The sequence below is a fragment of the Tateyamaria omphalii genome (assembly GCF_001969365.1).
In the GTDB taxonomy this organism is placed as follows: Bacteria; Pseudomonadota; Alphaproteobacteria; order Rhodobacterales; family Rhodobacteraceae; genus Tateyamaria; species Tateyamaria omphalii_A.
Window position 1 is genome coordinate 2557414 of the sequence record NZ_CP019312.1, and the last position, 14416, is coordinate 2571829.

The 14416-nt window shown below is 55.7% G+C and carries 12 protein-coding genes; 4 read left to right on the plus strand and 8 right to left on the minus strand.

Translation table 11 applies throughout. From position 1 onward, the window contains the following. Positions 1–83: 83 nt before the first annotated feature. The 4 genes from BWR18_RS21680 to BWR18_RS12650 all read right to left on the minus strand — a co-directional run bounded on the left by BWR18_RS21680 (position 84) and on the right by BWR18_RS12650 (position 3162). The gene (locus BWR18_RS21680; protein ID WP_157598750.1) at positions 84–245 is read right to left on the minus strand and encodes a hypothetical protein; all 162 of its coding nucleotides are present in this window, start codon (positions 243–245) and stop codon (positions 84–86) included. A gap of 129 nt (positions 246–374) precedes the next feature. Beyond that, the gene (locus BWR18_RS12640) at positions 375–1052 is read right to left on the minus strand and encodes a hypothetical protein (RefSeq protein ID WP_076628706.1); all 678 of its coding nucleotides are present in this window, start codon (positions 1050–1052) and stop codon (positions 375–377) included. 1050 nt (positions 1053–2102) lie between these two features. Continuing rightward, positions 2103–2675 (minus strand): transposase, encoded by a 573-nt coding sequence (locus tag BWR18_RS12645; protein ID WP_076628708.1) that lies wholly within the window; start codon positions 2673–2675, stop codon positions 2103–2105. 163 nt (positions 2676–2838) lie between these two features. Beyond that, a complete protein-coding gene (locus tag BWR18_RS12650) occupies positions 2839–3162 on the minus strand; it encodes a hypothetical protein (RefSeq protein ID WP_157598752.1) in 324 nt (107 codons plus the stop codon). A gap of 151 nt (positions 3163–3313) precedes the next feature. On the opposite strand from BWR18_RS12650, the gene BWR18_RS12655 reads away from it, so the two are divergent. The 4 genes from BWR18_RS12655 to BWR18_RS12670 are packed head-to-tail and all read left to right on the plus strand — an operon-like array spanning position 3314 to position 10015. After that, positions 3314–3511, plus strand: coding sequence for a hypothetical protein (locus tag BWR18_RS12655; protein WP_076628712.1), 198 nt, complete (start codon positions 3314–3316; stop codon positions 3509–3511). Then, on the plus strand, positions 3508–5541 hold the full coding sequence (locus BWR18_RS12660; protein ID WP_076628714.1) for a type I restriction-modification system subunit M: 2034 nt from the start codon (positions 3508–3510) through the stop codon (positions 5539–5541). Before BWR18_RS12655 ends, BWR18_RS12660 begins: the two co-directional genes overlap by 4 nt. Further along, positions 5538–6815 (plus strand): restriction endonuclease subunit S, encoded by a 1278-nt coding sequence (locus BWR18_RS12665; protein ID WP_076628715.1) that lies wholly within the window; start codon positions 5538–5540, stop codon positions 6813–6815. The genes BWR18_RS12660 and BWR18_RS12665 overlap by 4 nt, the downstream gene beginning before the upstream one ends. Then, positions 6812–10015: a type I restriction endonuclease subunit R gene (locus tag BWR18_RS12670; protein WP_076628717.1), complete on the plus strand. Its 3204-nt coding sequence runs from the start codon at positions 6812–6814 to the stop codon at positions 10013–10015. The genes BWR18_RS12665 and BWR18_RS12670 overlap by 4 nt, the downstream gene beginning before the upstream one ends. Before the next feature lie 188 nt (positions 10016–10203). On the opposite strand, the gene BWR18_RS12675 is transcribed toward BWR18_RS12670, so the two are convergent. The 4 genes from BWR18_RS12675 to BWR18_RS12685 form a co-directional block, all read right to left on the minus strand. Further along, positions 10204–10743, minus strand: coding sequence for a GNAT family N-acetyltransferase (locus BWR18_RS12675; RefSeq protein ID WP_172839383.1), 540 nt, complete (start codon positions 10741–10743; stop codon positions 10204–10206). A gap of 397 nt (positions 10744–11140) precedes the next feature. After that, entirely contained in the window at positions 11141–11701 is a 561-nt protein-coding gene (locus BWR18_RS12680) for a hypothetical protein (protein ID WP_076628721.1), read from the minus strand. A gap of 248 nt (positions 11702–11949) precedes the next feature. Then, entirely contained in the window at positions 11950–12750 is an 801-nt protein-coding gene (locus tag BWR18_RS21685; protein WP_368073615.1) for an E2 domain-containing protein, read from the minus strand. After that, the gene (locus BWR18_RS12685) at positions 12747–14357 is read right to left on the minus strand and encodes an adenylate/guanylate cyclase domain-containing protein (protein WP_254684858.1); all 1611 of its coding nucleotides are present in this window, start codon (positions 14355–14357) and stop codon (positions 12747–12749) included. The genes BWR18_RS21685 and BWR18_RS12685 overlap by 4 nt, the downstream gene beginning before the upstream one ends. Positions 14358–14416 lie beyond the last annotated feature (59 nt).

Below are 14416 nucleotides of genomic sequence, written 5' to 3' on the forward strand. Positions count from 1 at the left end.
TTTCAAGGGATCAGGCGGCATGAAGCCGCTGGACAGCCTGCCTAGGTCGGCAGGCGATTGAACTGAGTGAGAGACTGGAGAGGTCAGAGTGATGTCGGCAGAGTCTCTGTCAGGTCGTTGAACCATGCGTCGAACTTGATGCGCTCCAGCGGGTGGCGCGCGCGGAAAAATCCAACAGCAAAATCAGGAGTCTGGTCGCCAATCGGCTCAATGGCGCAGGGCGCATTATACAAAATGCAGGTCATTCAGTGTCCTTTCACCAGGCATAGAGAGGTCCAACCCAAGCGAGGGTCGCCTCGGCGGACTCAGAAAAGAGGGGGGGGAGGCCGGCCGCGCGGGATGGTTCACAGCGGGCCGACCTCAAGAGACGATGATCAGATCATGCGTGCTCGCAACACTTCGGTGCTGCGTTCGATGCGCTCGTGGCGCAGCATCTGAAGGTGGCCGGAACGGATCAGGCGCGCGACAGCTCGAAAACCCATCCCTTCGAGGCGGGTTCGATCCACCAGATCACCGATCGTTGTGACAATGGGCGCATTGGCCAACACGTCCCGAGCAACCGGATCGGCGAAAGCATCAGGGCGACGTACTGAGTGGAACAGCTTCGCATTGTGCAACTCGACCGGGCAGACGTCCTCTTCGGTGAACAAGCGGAAATCGTCCAGAAAACACTGGGCAATGGCCTGCTCTTTGATACGCGCGAGCTTGCACTCATAAGCTTGGCTGACCCGGCTCGCCGGACGAACGGCGTAGCCGCAGACGGTGCCATCGATCCGTGTGACAACGAGGTCGATGAAATGGTCAAAAAACTCGCCGTGTTCATCATACCATGCAAACTGAACCTGTTCGACGAGGTCCAAGGTGTTTGGACGGTAGCCCAACACCAGGGCAGCGTTGGTCTCGAGATGGCTTTCAGTGCCAAGGCGCACGCCTTCCTGATCACCCAAAACGAGGCCGCCGGTAAAGTGCTTGGTTGAGCCAACCTGGGTCTTACGGTTGCCACGGCTGAATGCGGGAAGGCGGATACCGCCGGAGGAGAAGTGATAGGACATGATCGTCTCTTTCTTTCGAAAATAGAAAAGGGAACGCTCTCCCGGAGAAGCCGGAAGGCGGTTGATCCCAGCGGCTGTCCAACCGGCTTCACAAAAGACGCTGGGCGCCGATGCGGGCCGGATGAAGACATGCCTTTCCCGTTCCCATCCGAAGATGAGTTGGTTGGGATCACTTGTGCGTGGATAAACCGATGTCCTTGAAACGACCGCTCTCAGGTGGTAGCTTCGTGTTAGAGATAAGAAGACTTCGGTCTTTTGAGATAAGTCGCGGTCTGTTGGCGCAGGCCGCGCTTCTCATTCTAGGGTCAGATCATTGTTGTTCCTTTCCGGTGTTTGGTTCTCGTCGTTGGCTGGGCTTAACGGTATCTAAAGCCACGCCTTGAGAAAACTTTTTTCTGTTTTAATTCAATGCCCTACAAAGCACTGGTAGATCCATTTTTCGCATATGGCACAGTAGTCAGATTTGTGCCGTTCGGAGATGGGTTTGCGAAATGCTGCGTCATGCCGCTCTTCGCCCAGTCCATCCAACCATGCGAAAATAATCCTGACTTTTTCAGTTAGTAATTTTTTCCGCGACATGAGCGGTCATTAATGTTCGAAAACGAAGCTAAGGAGGTACGCTGATCTGGCCCTGATTCGCAGGTAACCACCAACCGTTGGTTCAGCTTTTCTAGCGGACAGCAGTCAGGTAGCGATCGCTCGGCTTTCCGCCTATTCGTTCCGTTCCTTGACATTGTCTTCCTTTCTACGAGGCAAGCCATCTCTCTTTGGCTTGGTGCGTTTCAATAAAGCTAGAAGTGCTCAATCGAATTTGGAAGTGCTGCCGGGCTTATTGTTGTTCACTTGAGTCAGGTTGCGTAGCAGGTTTTTATGCACTTGAAACAGGTCGATACGCCAGCCTGCCAGTACTGCTGCGGCCGGCTAGTTCGTTATAGCCCACGCGCTGAAATGATCGGCGTGTGAGAAGGGCGGCGAGACATGTGAGAACACGGGGTCTTCTGAGGCTAAGATGAGCGCCCGCTTGATGCGGAGGGAAATTCAGCATCATGCTTACTTGCCAAATTTTAGCGAGTTGTCCTTAGGATCTTCGAAGTCATAGTAGTTCAGGAGATCCTCTAGACGGTCGCCGTTGTAGAGGTATTCGTCGAAGTCTTCATTGCAAAGCAAGCTACCCCAAAAGCCACCCATCGGCTTTTTCAGCTCCTCGAACATTTCCAAACGCAGCGTGCGGGCGGGGCGATAACTGAGGCCAACAAGCTCAGCGAAGCGATTGATCGTTTGGATGTGTGGTTTGTTGCCCGCCATAGTTTCAATAATAAACTCAGCTCCCTTGAAGCAACCAAGTAACGAAGCCCGCTTTCCGTACATCCGGCTGACGGATCTGCCTGTGTATTGGTGTCGACAATTCGGACACTCATATTTTCGTCGCGTCTTAATAATCCAGATGTCACCTTCGAAATCACACTTCGGGCATCGATACCCCAGCTTCCAGATCGTTTGGAATAGGACTTCCTCACAGTCTTCTTCCGTCAAGTATCGATCGGCAACTTTGCCCGGTTGGAGATTTGCGCTTAGGCCACGCCAGTGCTGGATATCAACTTCATCATCACTAATCCGAAGCATTACAGTGTTTTCCCCGCAAAAGTCACGAAAGACAGAGGCATATGCCGCATCGGGCCTGAGGAACGGGTGATTTCGGCAAGGCTTTGAGGCTTGCAAATCCCGCGGTTGCGCTTCTGGAGAGACCAATTTGAGGTTTCGGCAAACATACGTTTGTTTTCATCCCTTAGAAGTTCAACTCGTCATCAGATAATTTAACTTGCGCCGTCTGCAAAGGCGGGTTCAGCACATACTCGACCGCGCCCTCACGCGTTGCAAACCTGCCCCAAGATTTGGGGCGGGTATCCGTCGGTCCGATGTAAAATATCTCGCGACTCTCTCCTGTTTCGGCAATCCAAGGCTGTCTCACCCAAACGCGTTCGGCCTGGCTCTCCCAGCGCCGGATCGGGTCAATGTGGTCCATGAACGGCGGCTGCAGTGGATTTATCGGGATCCCCTGGATCTCCGCAACTGCGAATATCGGCCCTTCTTTGGTGTCGATCCTGATCATCTCATGGCTTCTCGCCAGACCCGTTCTCTCGGTAGCAGACCTCCGCGTCGTCGCGATCTCGCCCGAAATCCACATCTTTGTCGGCTTCTGATATCTTCTTCCTTTGCAGGATGGAAGAAAGCACCCTAACCTATGGCAAAGGATGCGAGAGATGCCTCAGCAGCAATCGAAACCGGCCAACCTGAACCTGAAGATCACCGAGGACGAGCGGTGGGCCTTCAAGGAGTTCTGCGTCAGCCAACGGATGAGTCAGGTGGATGGATTCCGCCTCGCGTTCAAGCTGATGAAAGAGCACTTCGAAGCAGAAGACAAGGAAGCCCCTCAAGGGCCAAAAGGACCAAGACATTGAGCGACGCGCAGACCAAGAACACCTCACTTGCAGACTTTATCTGGAAAAACGCCGACGACCTCTGGGGCGATTTCCGCCACACCGAATTTGGTAAGATCATTCTGCCCTTCACCCTGCTGCGCCGCCTCGAATGCGTACTTGCACCCACCAGGGAAGAGGTTCGTGAAACCGTCAAAAACCTGGGCGACAGCGGCATCGATATGGACGTGATCCTGCGCCAGCAGACCGGCTTTCCCTTCTACAACACTTCGAACTACGACCTTCGCAGCCTCGGCGCGACGCGCACGCGCGCCAATCTCGAAGACTACATCTCGCAATTCTCCGACAACGCCCGCGTCATTTTCGAGCAGTTCGATTTCGCCAACACCATTGCCCGCATGGACCGCGCCGGGGTCCTGTACAAGATCTGCCAGAACTTCGCCGCCATCGACCTGCACCCCGACACCGTGCCCGAGCGCACCATGTCCAACGTCTACGAACACCTGATCCGTCGCTTCGGCGCGGAGGTGAACGAGGCGGCAGAGGACTTCATGACGCCCCGCGATGTCGTCCATCTGGCCATCGAGCTTCTGCTGGATCCCGATGACCAGCTCTTCATCGAAAACCCCGGCCTCATCCGCACGCTCTATGACCCGACCTGCGGCACTGGTGGCTTTTTGTCCGACGGGATGGAGCACGTCCGCAACCTGCAGGACCGCTACTCCATCGCCCCCGTCATTATCCCCTACGGACAGGAACTGGAGCCTGAGACACACGCCGTCTGCCTCGCCGGTATGCTGCTCAAGACTCTGGAAACCGACCCCGGGCGCGACCTGTCCAAGAACATCGCCCTGGGAAGCACCCTGTCGGCGGACAAGCACCGGCCCGAGAAGTTTCATTACTGCGTGTCCAATCCGCCTTTCGGCAAGAAGTGGGAGAAGGACCAGGCCGACGTCACGCGCGAGCATAAGGAACAGGGGTTCGAAGGTCGCTTCGGCCCCAAGTTGCCCCGCGTCTCCGACGGCTCCATGCTCTTCCTGCTGCACCTGCTGTCCAAGCTCGAAAGCCCCGATAACGGCGGCGGGCGCGCGGCGATCATCCTGTCGGGCTCGCCCCTCTTCAACGGCAACGCGGGCCAGGGCGAAAGCGAGATCCGCCGCCACCTGCTGGAACAGGACGTGGTCGAGGCCATCATCGCCCTGCCCACCGAGATCTTCTTTCGCACCGGCATCGGCACCTACATCTGGATCCTGTCCAACGACAAACCCGCCCACCGCAAGGGCAAGGTCCAGCTGATCAACGCGACCGAGATGTATGAGCCCATGCGCAAGTCCGAGGGCAACAAGCGCCGCCGCGTGGGCGAACAGCAGACCCGCGATATCGTACAGATGTGCGCGGATTTCGAGGTGACCAAGCAGAGCCTCATCCTGAGTGCGCCCGACTTCGGCTATCGCCGCATCAAGGTCCTGCGTCCCCTGCGCAAGAAGATCGTCATCTCGGCCGAGGGGCTGACGGCACTGGCCGACGAGAAGGCCTGGGAGAAGCGCACAGAGGCAAAGCGCGCGGGCTGGACGGCGCTGTTTGAGAGTCACATGGGCGCGGAAGAAGGCTGGCATTGGATGGAGGTCTTCGCCAAGAACGCCGTCAAGCGCGATGCGGATCTGGGCAAGGCGGATGCCGGGCTGATCAAGGCGTTCCGCAAGGCATTTGGCGTGCATGATCCGGACCTTGATCCGGTGACGGACAAGAGGGGCCAGGTGATCCCCGACGACGATCTGACCGACTACGAGAACGTGCCCCTCGCCGCGGACGGGACCGCCGATATCTACGCCTATCTGGAGGCCGAGGTCACACCTCACGCCCATGACGCCTATATTGACGAGACCTATCGTGACGAGACGGACGGCGAGATCGGCATCAAGGGCTATGAGATCAATTTCAACCGCTACTTCTACGAATACGTGCCCCCACGCGATCTGGACGAGATCGACGCGGAGTTGAAAGCGGTCGAGGCCGAGATTGCGGCCGTGCTGGCGGAGGTGGCGGGGTGAGTTACGCAACCTACACTGAACGCACCGATGCGATTGCGCCTTGGATTGATAACATTCCATCTCACTGGTCAGAGAAACCGCTTTTCGCGATCGCCCGCGAGAAGCAGGCGAAGAACATTGGCATGAAAGAAGATAACCTGCTTTCGCTTAGCTATGGCAGGATCAAGCGTAAGGATATCAACACCAGCGACGGGTTGTTGCCTGCTTCGTACGAAACGTATCAAATCGTAGAGGCGGATAACGTCGTCTTTCGCCTTACAGATTTGCAGAATGACAAACGCAGCCTGCGTTCGGCGATTTGCAGTGAGCGTGGGATCATTACGTCCGCCTACGTTGCGGTCGAACCCACAGGCATCAATCCCGCATTGTTCAACTACCTTATGCGAGCCTATGACGTTCAGAAGGTGTTCTATTCTATGGGCGGCGGTATGCGGCAGTCACTTGGTTTTGACGACCTGCGCCGCTTGCCCATAGTCGCCCCTGATCTCGAAGAACAAACCGCCATTGTGGGGTATCTCGACCGCGAGACCGTGCGGATTGATGGGTTAATCGAGAAAAAGACCCGCTTCATCGCGCTTCTCAACGACAAAGAAAAAGCCGCCATTTCCCGGTTCGTACGTGCGGGCATTGATCCAAATGCAAACATGATCGACAGCGGCGTCGAATGGCGTGGCAAGGTTCCCGCCCATTGGACACGCGGTCGAATGAAGAACCATTTCAAACAGGTGAAGCGTCAAGGCTATGACGATTTGACCGTGTTGTCCGTCTATCGCGAGTTCGGCGTGATCGAGAAATCCTCGCGCACGGATAATATCAACAAGACGCCAGAAGACTTGTCCAAGTACCAGCTTGTCGAACCTAACGACCTTGCCATCAACAAGATGAAGGCATGGCAAGGCTCCATGGGTGTGTCCGCCCTACGCGGGATCACCAGCCCCGATTACGTCGTTATGACACCCGTTGGTGAGCACAACCCGCGCTACATGCACCATTACCTGCGCGCCCGTCCGATGCCTTGGGTTTACCGTTTGATCTCGAACGGCATTAGGACGGATCAGTGGCGCATGGAACCAGAGAAGTTCTTGGAGCTGCCTGTGTTCCTGCCCCCGCTGGAGGAGCAACAGCGGATCGCAGACAGGATTGATCTTGAGCTTGAACGTATCCGTGGGCTGATCGCCAAAACCGACCGCTCCATCGCCCTCCTACGCGAAAAGCGGGCGGCACTGATAACCGCGGCCGTCACCGGCAAAATCGACGTGAGGCATATGGCATGAGCGATCTGCACCATGAAAAGCACCTTGAGGCCTATATCGTCGAGCGTCTGCGCTCGCAGGGCTGGCTGGTCGGCACCACCGACGATTACGACGCCGACCGCGCCCTCTACCCAGACGATCTCGCCGCCTGGCTGAAGGCCACTCAAGGCCCAAAGTGGGAGCGTTTGGAGGCGATGAACGGCGCCAAGACCCTCGACAAGGTCTCAGGCCGCCTTGAGGCCGCGCTGGAGAAGCACGGCACGCTCCACGTCCTGCGCCGCGGCTTCGACATCGCGGGTGCAGGTCACCTCGACATGTCCGAGGCCGCCCCCGAGGATCAGCGCAACGCCACGACCCTGCACAACTACGCCGCCAACCGCCTGCGCGTCGTCCCGCAGCTGAAATACCACCCCGGCCGCGCGCTGGCGATTGACCTGGTGTTGTTCCTGAATGGTCTGCCGCTGGCTACGGTGGAGCTTAAGACCGATTTCACCCAATCGGTCGAGCACGCCAAGGCCCAATACCGCCGCGACCGCGCACCCGTGGAAGGGGGTCGCAAACACCCGCTGCTGACGTTCAAGCGCGGCGCCATCGTGCATTTCGCCATGTCGGATTCGGAGATCTGGATGGCCACGAAACTGGCAGGCGAAGACACATTCTTCCTGCCCTTCAACCGCGGCCATGATGGCCACGGCGGCAACCCGCCCCGTGACGATGGCGAATACCCCGTCGCCTACTTATGGGAGGATATCTGCCACCCCAACGCCTTCCTGCGGATCTTCCACAGCTTTGTCTATGTGGAGAAGAAAGAGGTCGTGGACCTGCGCGGCAACTGGACGACCAAGGAAACCCTGATCTTTCCGCGCTACCACCAGTTCGACGCGGTCAACAAAATGATTGCGGACGCCAAGGCCAATGGCCCCGGACTGTCCTATCTGTGTGAACACAGCGCAGGCTCTGGCAAGACCTCGACCATCGCGTGGACGGCCCATGACCTGATCAAGCTGCGCCATGACGATGGCCGCCCCGTGTTCGACGCCGCCATCATCGTGACCGACCGGAATGTGTTGGACGGTCAGTTACAGGACGCGGTGCAGCAGATCGACCATCAGTCCGGCCTGATCGCAGCCATCGACAGGGACACGTCGTCCAAGTCAAAGAGCGAACAGCTGACCGAGGCGATGACCAAGGGCACACCAATCATCGTCGTGACGATCCAGACGTTCCCCTTCGCCATGGAAGCGATACTGACCGAGCGCTCCCTGAGCGATAAGAATTTCGCCGTGATCATCGACGAGGCACATACCTCCCAGACCGGCAACACCGCGTCCAAGCTGCAAGCCACGCTGGCCCTGTCATCCAAAACGGATATGGCGGACATGACTGTCGAGGACATTCTGGCCGAGATCCAGAAGTCCCGCAAACGCCCCGCCAATGTCTCGCACTTCGCTTTCACCGCGACGCCTAAGCATTCAACGATGATGCTGTTCGGGCGACCTGCAGATCCCACACGGCCTGCCGCCGACGACAACCTTCCGCAGTCGTTCCACAAATATGAGATGCGGCAGGCGATCGACGAGGGGTTTATCCTCGACGTTTTGCGCGGCTACGTGCCCTATAAGACAGCGTTCAACCTCGGTCAGGAGCTGGTGGACGAAAAGCGAGTCGACGGAAAGGCCGCGAAGCGCGCCCTCGCGGCATGGATGACGCTCCACCCGACGAACGTCACCCAGAAGGTGCGCTTCATCATGGAGCATTTCACAGCCAACGTGGCCCATCTTCTGGACGGCAAGGCGAAGGCGATGGTTGTCACCAGTTCCCGTGCCGCCGCTGTGCGTTACAAACGGGCCTGTGACGCGTTCATTGCTGACAATCCCGCCTATGCCGACATACGCGCGCTGGTGGCTTTCTCAGGCAAGCTGAACGGGCAAGAGGTTGTGCATGCGAATGATGACCAGCTGGCCGGCGATACCTTCGTTGTCGAGGACGATGCCGAGTTCACAGAAGCTAACATGAACCCGGACGTGAAGGGCCAGGATCTGCGTCACGCCTTTGACCGCCCCGAATACCGGGTGATGCTGGTGGCGAACAAGTTTCAAACAGGGTTCGACCAGCCCAAACTAGTGGCGATGTATGTCGACAAGAAGATCGCCAATGCGGTCGAGATTGTTCAAACCTTCTCGCGCCTCAACCGGACATTCCCTGGCAAGGACCAGACCTTCATCGTCGATTTCGTAAACGAGCCCGAAAGCGTGCAGGCCGCCTTCGCGCAATATGACAGCGGCGCGAAGATCGAAGAGGTTCAGGACCTTGATGTTATTTACGACATGAAGGATCAGCTGGACGCGCAAGGCATCTATGATGACAGCCATGTGAACCGCTTCCGCATCGCACGTTACCAGACCGCGGCTGCATTCAATGCTGACAGTGAAACCGAGCACAAGGCGATGTACGCGGCGACACAAGAGCCGACTGACGCTTACAATGCACGTTTGAAAAGCCTTCGCGAAGCGGCACAGGATGCTGAAGATGCATTTGAAGCTGCCCGGGTGTCGGACAATTCCGATGGCATGAAACGGGCCGATCACGATCGCGAACAGGTCGCCGAAGCCATCGGCCAAATGACGGAGTTCAAGGCAGGGCTGGCGCGCTTCGCGCGAACCTATTCTTACATTGCGCAGCTGATCGACCTCGGAGACCCTGACCTAGAGAACTTCGCTGCCTTTGCGAAGCTTTTGGCGAACCGTCTGGACGGCGTGCCACCGGAGAACGTCGACCTTCGCGGGATCACACTCACTGGATACGAGATAAAGGATCGAGAGGCACCTGACGAACCAGTGGAGCCTGACGTCCTGAAGCCGGTGGGTGCAGGTGGTTCACCTGCTCCGGGTGCCGTGCCAGTCTATATTCAAGAGATCATCGAACGCCTGAATACTATTTTTGGCGAAGCCACGCCCATCGAAGACCAGATCAGCTTTGTGAACCAGATCGCAGCTATCGCCTCGGAAAACGAGGTGGTCATGGCGCAGGTGGAAAAAAATTCCAAGGAGCAAGCGCTGAAGGGCAACTTACCAGGTACCGTAGAAGCGGCAGTGGCCCGTGCGATGAAGTCTCACGCGTCTCTTGCAACGCTCCTGCTCAAGTCAGACAAGCAGAGCCTCGGGCTGCTCTACCCAGTAATCTATGACATGCTGAAACGTGGTGAGAGTATCGAGCTGTAGATTTGGGCGAAGACAAGCTGTTTAGCTCAAACGGCCCTTACCAGACATTCATCGTGTCAGACTGTGCGGCAGTGCAGCTTCTTGGAACCGGCCGTTCGCTGCGTCCGCGAGATTTGTGAGAGGCCCAAGGTCAGCAGTGCGGGACGAAGCGGACATTCGGCAGCTGAACTTGAATGTCCGCATCAGGTTCACCTTAAGAGCTTCGCTACAGCCTCATTCGGAGCGATTTGACCGGCGCGGTAATCCATCACCTGTCTTCGGGTTTCATTTGTGTAGTAATGCAAATGCACAAGAACGCCGTGCGTATCGCTCAACTCAAATTTCGAGATAACAAACCCTGCCTTTAGTTTGGGAATGATGACAGCATTGTTCGTAGCACAGTGACGGCTGTAAATCATTTGAAATCCCTGCGCCTCTGCCTCTGCAATCACAGCTGAGACAAGCGCGGAATAAACGCCCTTTCGTTGAAACTCGGGAAGCACGGCGGAATTGATCATATACAGGGTCTGTTTGGTTTCCTGTCTTGCCCAACTCCATCCGATAAAGCGGTTGTCCGCATCAAAGGCACCAAGCCGCAATTCAAAGGGTTGGCCAAGGCGGTCTTGCAGAGCCGTCATCTGTTCAAGCTCTCGCGCAGAAAGCGCGTCAGATAATGAATAGGAGCCATCTTCCCAAAAGGCCGCATGCACATGTTCTTGAAAGTGGCGGTTAAATTCATCGCGCTCCATGGGTCGGATCGTTTTTGTTTTCATTGCGGACTCTTAAATCACGGTGCCAGTTCGGTGCTCTTGAAAAGACACCCCTTGGCTTGAGAGGACATTCAAGCATTTGGCAGCATCCGTCAATTTGGGCTCTCTGCCGGCCTTGGATGCGCCGCAGCATCAATCTGATCTGGATTGCTAGGCGAAGCATGGACGGCCCAGAGCCGACCTCCAGCGCGGGGTTCATATGCTACAGTCGCAACCCGCTTTCAAGACATTCGCTGCAAGAGCAAAGTAAGTGACGAGTCGAACCCACAGAATGCGGGACGAAGAGCGCTTGAAGTTCAAACACCCAGATAGCCGTTCCGCCCATTTCATCGCGCGGGATGAACGTAGATCACTTATCTTTCGCGTTATGCAGAGATCAAGCTAACCTCGGCAGCCTGAGTGGCCGAACAAATCCTTGAATATTATTCGGACGAGAATACTGTTCCGCAAGATACGACAGCACTCGCCAATTTAGATCGACTGCCCATAGTGTCCTGGCACCTGTGAACACACGATCCTCGTCTCGATGAACGCCCGGAATGTTCACGTCTAACTGGATATGGATTTTGTTTCGGTATTTTCGTAGCTTGTGCAGCTCGTCATAGATGTCCACACTCATTCCATCTAGGATGTGATACTTTCGCAAGTTGTCGATCACCACGGCAAATTTATCGATTTGCTTATCTTCTATCTCTTGTCGATCTGCTTCCCTCACGTTCGGGACGCCTTCAAGATTATAGTTTTGAGCTCGGTAGAAGATTTGAATAGCGGCGACCTCAATCAAAGAGGCCGCTTGAAGAAGAATAGGCTTGTTGAACCTGCCGTTTTCGTTCGCTTCAACTAATTCGCTCAGAAGCTCGGAGTTGTAACCGGCATTGTCGCCAGCTTTGAAATCCCCGAAGATGTTGCATTCCAGCTCGTCAAAATCAAAAGGCATCAATCAATCCATTTTCAAAGAAACCAAACATTCCGTATTGAGCGAATGCAAGATGCTGGCGCTAGAACAAATTGCACCACAATACGCCCTGGTCTCGTCGTAGTCACAAGGTCGTTCGCAGAAACCGCGCCTGCCAAGGCTCACGGCTCGAGCAAGAGCCTGGGCCATAACCGATTTGAGTGGAAGTATGGATATCCGGTTGGATCGCAGCCGTTCGCTTCGTTGAAGCGATGCCAAACGGGGATCGGTCACGAACTTGTTTTTGCCAGTGGGCAGTGTTTCATCGTCCCGCAACACACCCGCGCATCCTTGCGGATCTCCTTGATGAAATTGTTCTGCGCTTTGCGACGCCTGTGCTCGAGTAAAGCAATGCGCTCTAATGCCGACCTGTTTGGACACTCCGCCCTCAGGATCGGCTTCCCATCTGCTGCATCAAGATCAGCATCTGTTTGACGGCAAACAATCGAACGGTTGCTGTCAGCCTGACGTGTACAACCTCTAGGGCACGGAGTTCTGGAATTGAGTAATCGGTCCAAGCGCTGAGACGCCTTGGGCAAGCTGTTGGCCAGCCAGCCCTTGCTGCGAAACATGCCGACTAGGATTTCTTCCTTCCAACCCAATGGAGCAGCCAACTCTTCCATTTTTTCCTGAATCCGCGCTGCGTCTCCATGAGAAAGGCCTCCTTCAAGAGGCCACACTCCGTATTTGTGGGCATACTCCTGATGAAGGAGGAACATACGTAAGTATTCCCACCAGGCTTTCGCCGCATGCGCCTCGATAAGCGGTTCAGTTGATCCGTAGTAGACACAAAAAGTGGCATCGGGATTGATGTGCCTCTCTGGGCAGGATTTTGGGAAGCTGCTGACCCCTTCGCCCTCTGCCACGCTCACACCACCTCCTCTCAAAAGAGAAAGAATCAAAAGGTAGTGTCCTGCGATCAACCCGCTGGCCTTTCGGGGAGCGCAAGATACCTGGACCGATACTTGTCTATTTCTTACTAGCTGGACCCACGAAGGCGTGTGTTTCAGGAGCAGCTCAAGAGAGTTCATTTCTTCGCGAGATGCGCGCGCGGTTGGCTTGACTCCGCAGGTACGTGAGCACGGGCGTACAAGGGTTGAGATAATTCAGTCGGCGTCGCAAGAATGCTCGCGGAAACATCGTCGTAGTCGATGTCTCTAGCGTACCCTTGATCACCAAGGACATCGATCAGGCCCTTGGGGGCGACACGAAGTGCGTCTGGTCCGATCTTTACACCGCCCTCGTTACACTCTCGCTGCATTTTCTCCGACTCAGACGTCGCTTTTGATGATGCCACTCGTACGGATCGCTCACCGCGAATGCCAATCCTGGAGATCGGAGTTGGGCCTAGCTCTAAACCTATGGCAAGCTCCAAGCTTTCGATCCCCTCGAGTATGGATTTGCAAAGGTCGAAGGAAGCATGAAATCCCGCTGCGCACTGTGTAGCCGTGGCGACACTCCTAGCTTCGTCAGTTGATATGCCGCTGCCTTCTGCAACCAAGGCATGGATACAGTCACCGATGAACCGAACCTTTCGACCGCCAAAGTCGACTTCCGCAACATTTTGAAACTCTTGGCGTATGACAAAAAGTGCGCGCACGGCATTCTGAATGTTCCCCTCGGACACGGCTTCGTCGATGAATTTAGTGTAGCCTGATATGTCGGCGAACAATGAGACCAGAGGCATCCGGATTGATTTGCTCGGATAGAGTTGCGAGTAGTCAATCTCGCTCAAAGGAGGCCGCATAAAGGAAAACTTGAAATCGGGGGACGTTAAGTCGTCGACAACACCCTTTCGAACTTCGTCCGACCAAGTGGCGACAATTCGATCCGAAAACGCTTGCCTGTTTGTTACTCCAAACAGCACACTGCCATCGTCGGAAGTATAAGCTGAATTTGCACTGATTTGACTGGAGTTCAGACCCAAGTACCTCTCAAGTACGCCGACCTCTTGATACCCTAACACAGCTCTAACGCGGTCTGAAACGAACACGCCGGGCACGTCGCCTTCCGCAAGTTTTGCAGCATGGTTGGCCGCTGAACCGAGGAACATCGGTTCTTGTTCAGAACCGGTCCCGTTGTTGATCGCAACGCAGGTCCCAACATCAATACCGACCCGGAACTCGGTTCCGAACTCCCCGTCGGCCAGACGATCATTGGCCATTTGGACTACGCGCTTGAAGTCTTCAGCCAGTGCCAGGGCCTGACCTATGGTTTCCTGCGATACTCCGTCGCTTCCGGCCTCAAGAAAAACTGCATGCATCCGCCCATTATGGAAATCGACCCTTTGTGCGTTGGTCTCTCCGATCACACGATCTGCTGCGCCATAATATAGATGAAGCCCCTTAAGCGCCCGCGCGTGAGATGTCTCGGTTTCACGACCATCATCCAAACGCATCTCATCGTACCCTACGATCGAGATATAGATCTGAACGGTATCGACTACGACTGCCTTGTCCCTTGGTAGGCTGAAAAGCGGCGGCGTAGTGGGCTGCTTCATCGCTGTCTGCAGCGCCTTATCGATTTGATATCGCGACCAATACTGGTCGAAGCGCTGGACATCCATTTCGGGCACTTCATCCAAGAGCTTCTGAATACGATCACGTGCGACCGTGTGCTTCCAAGGCATGATCTTCATCTCCTAACATAGCGGCTTAGCATGGCAGCGAGTCGCACAGTTTGTTATGTAATCATACA

Bases quoted from the DNA above. Each gene is read 5' to 3' on its own strand.
- BWR18_RS21685 (WP_368073615.1), bottom strand. From the start codon at position 12,750: ATGAACTCTCTTGAGCTGCTCCTGAAACACACGCCTTCGTGGGTCCAG.
- BWR18_RS12670 (WP_076628717.1), top strand. From the start codon at position 6,812: ATGAGCGATCTGCACCATGAAAAGCACCTTGAGGCCTATATCGTCGAG.
- BWR18_RS12655 (WP_076628712.1), top strand. From the start codon at position 3,314: ATGCCTCAGCAGCAATCGAAACCGGCCAACCTGAACCTGAAGATCACC.
- BWR18_RS12680 (WP_076628721.1), bottom strand. From the start codon at position 11,701: ATGCCTTTTGATTTTGACGAGCTGGAATGCAACATCTTCGGGGATTTC.
- BWR18_RS12645 (WP_076628708.1), bottom strand. From the start codon at position 2,675: ATGCTTCGGATTAGTGATGATGAAGTTGATATCCAGCACTGGCGTGGC.
- BWR18_RS12675 (WP_172839383.1), bottom strand. From the start codon at position 10,743: ATGGAGCGCGATGAATTTAACCGCCACTTTCAAGAACATGTGCATGCG.
- BWR18_RS12640 (WP_076628706.1), bottom strand. From the start codon at position 1,052: ATGTCCTATCACTTCTCCTCCGGCGGTATCCGCCTTCCCGCATTCAGC.
- BWR18_RS12650 (WP_157598752.1), bottom strand. From the start codon at position 3,162: ATGATCAGGATCGACACCAAAGAAGGGCCGATATTCGCAGTTGCGGAG.
- BWR18_RS12685 (WP_254684858.1), bottom strand. From the start codon at position 14,357: ATGAAGATCATGCCTTGGAAGCACACGGTCGCACGTGATCGTATTCAG.
- BWR18_RS21680 (WP_157598750.1), bottom strand. From the start codon at position 245: ATGACCTGCATTTTGTATAATGCGCCCTGCGCCATTGAGCCGATTGGC.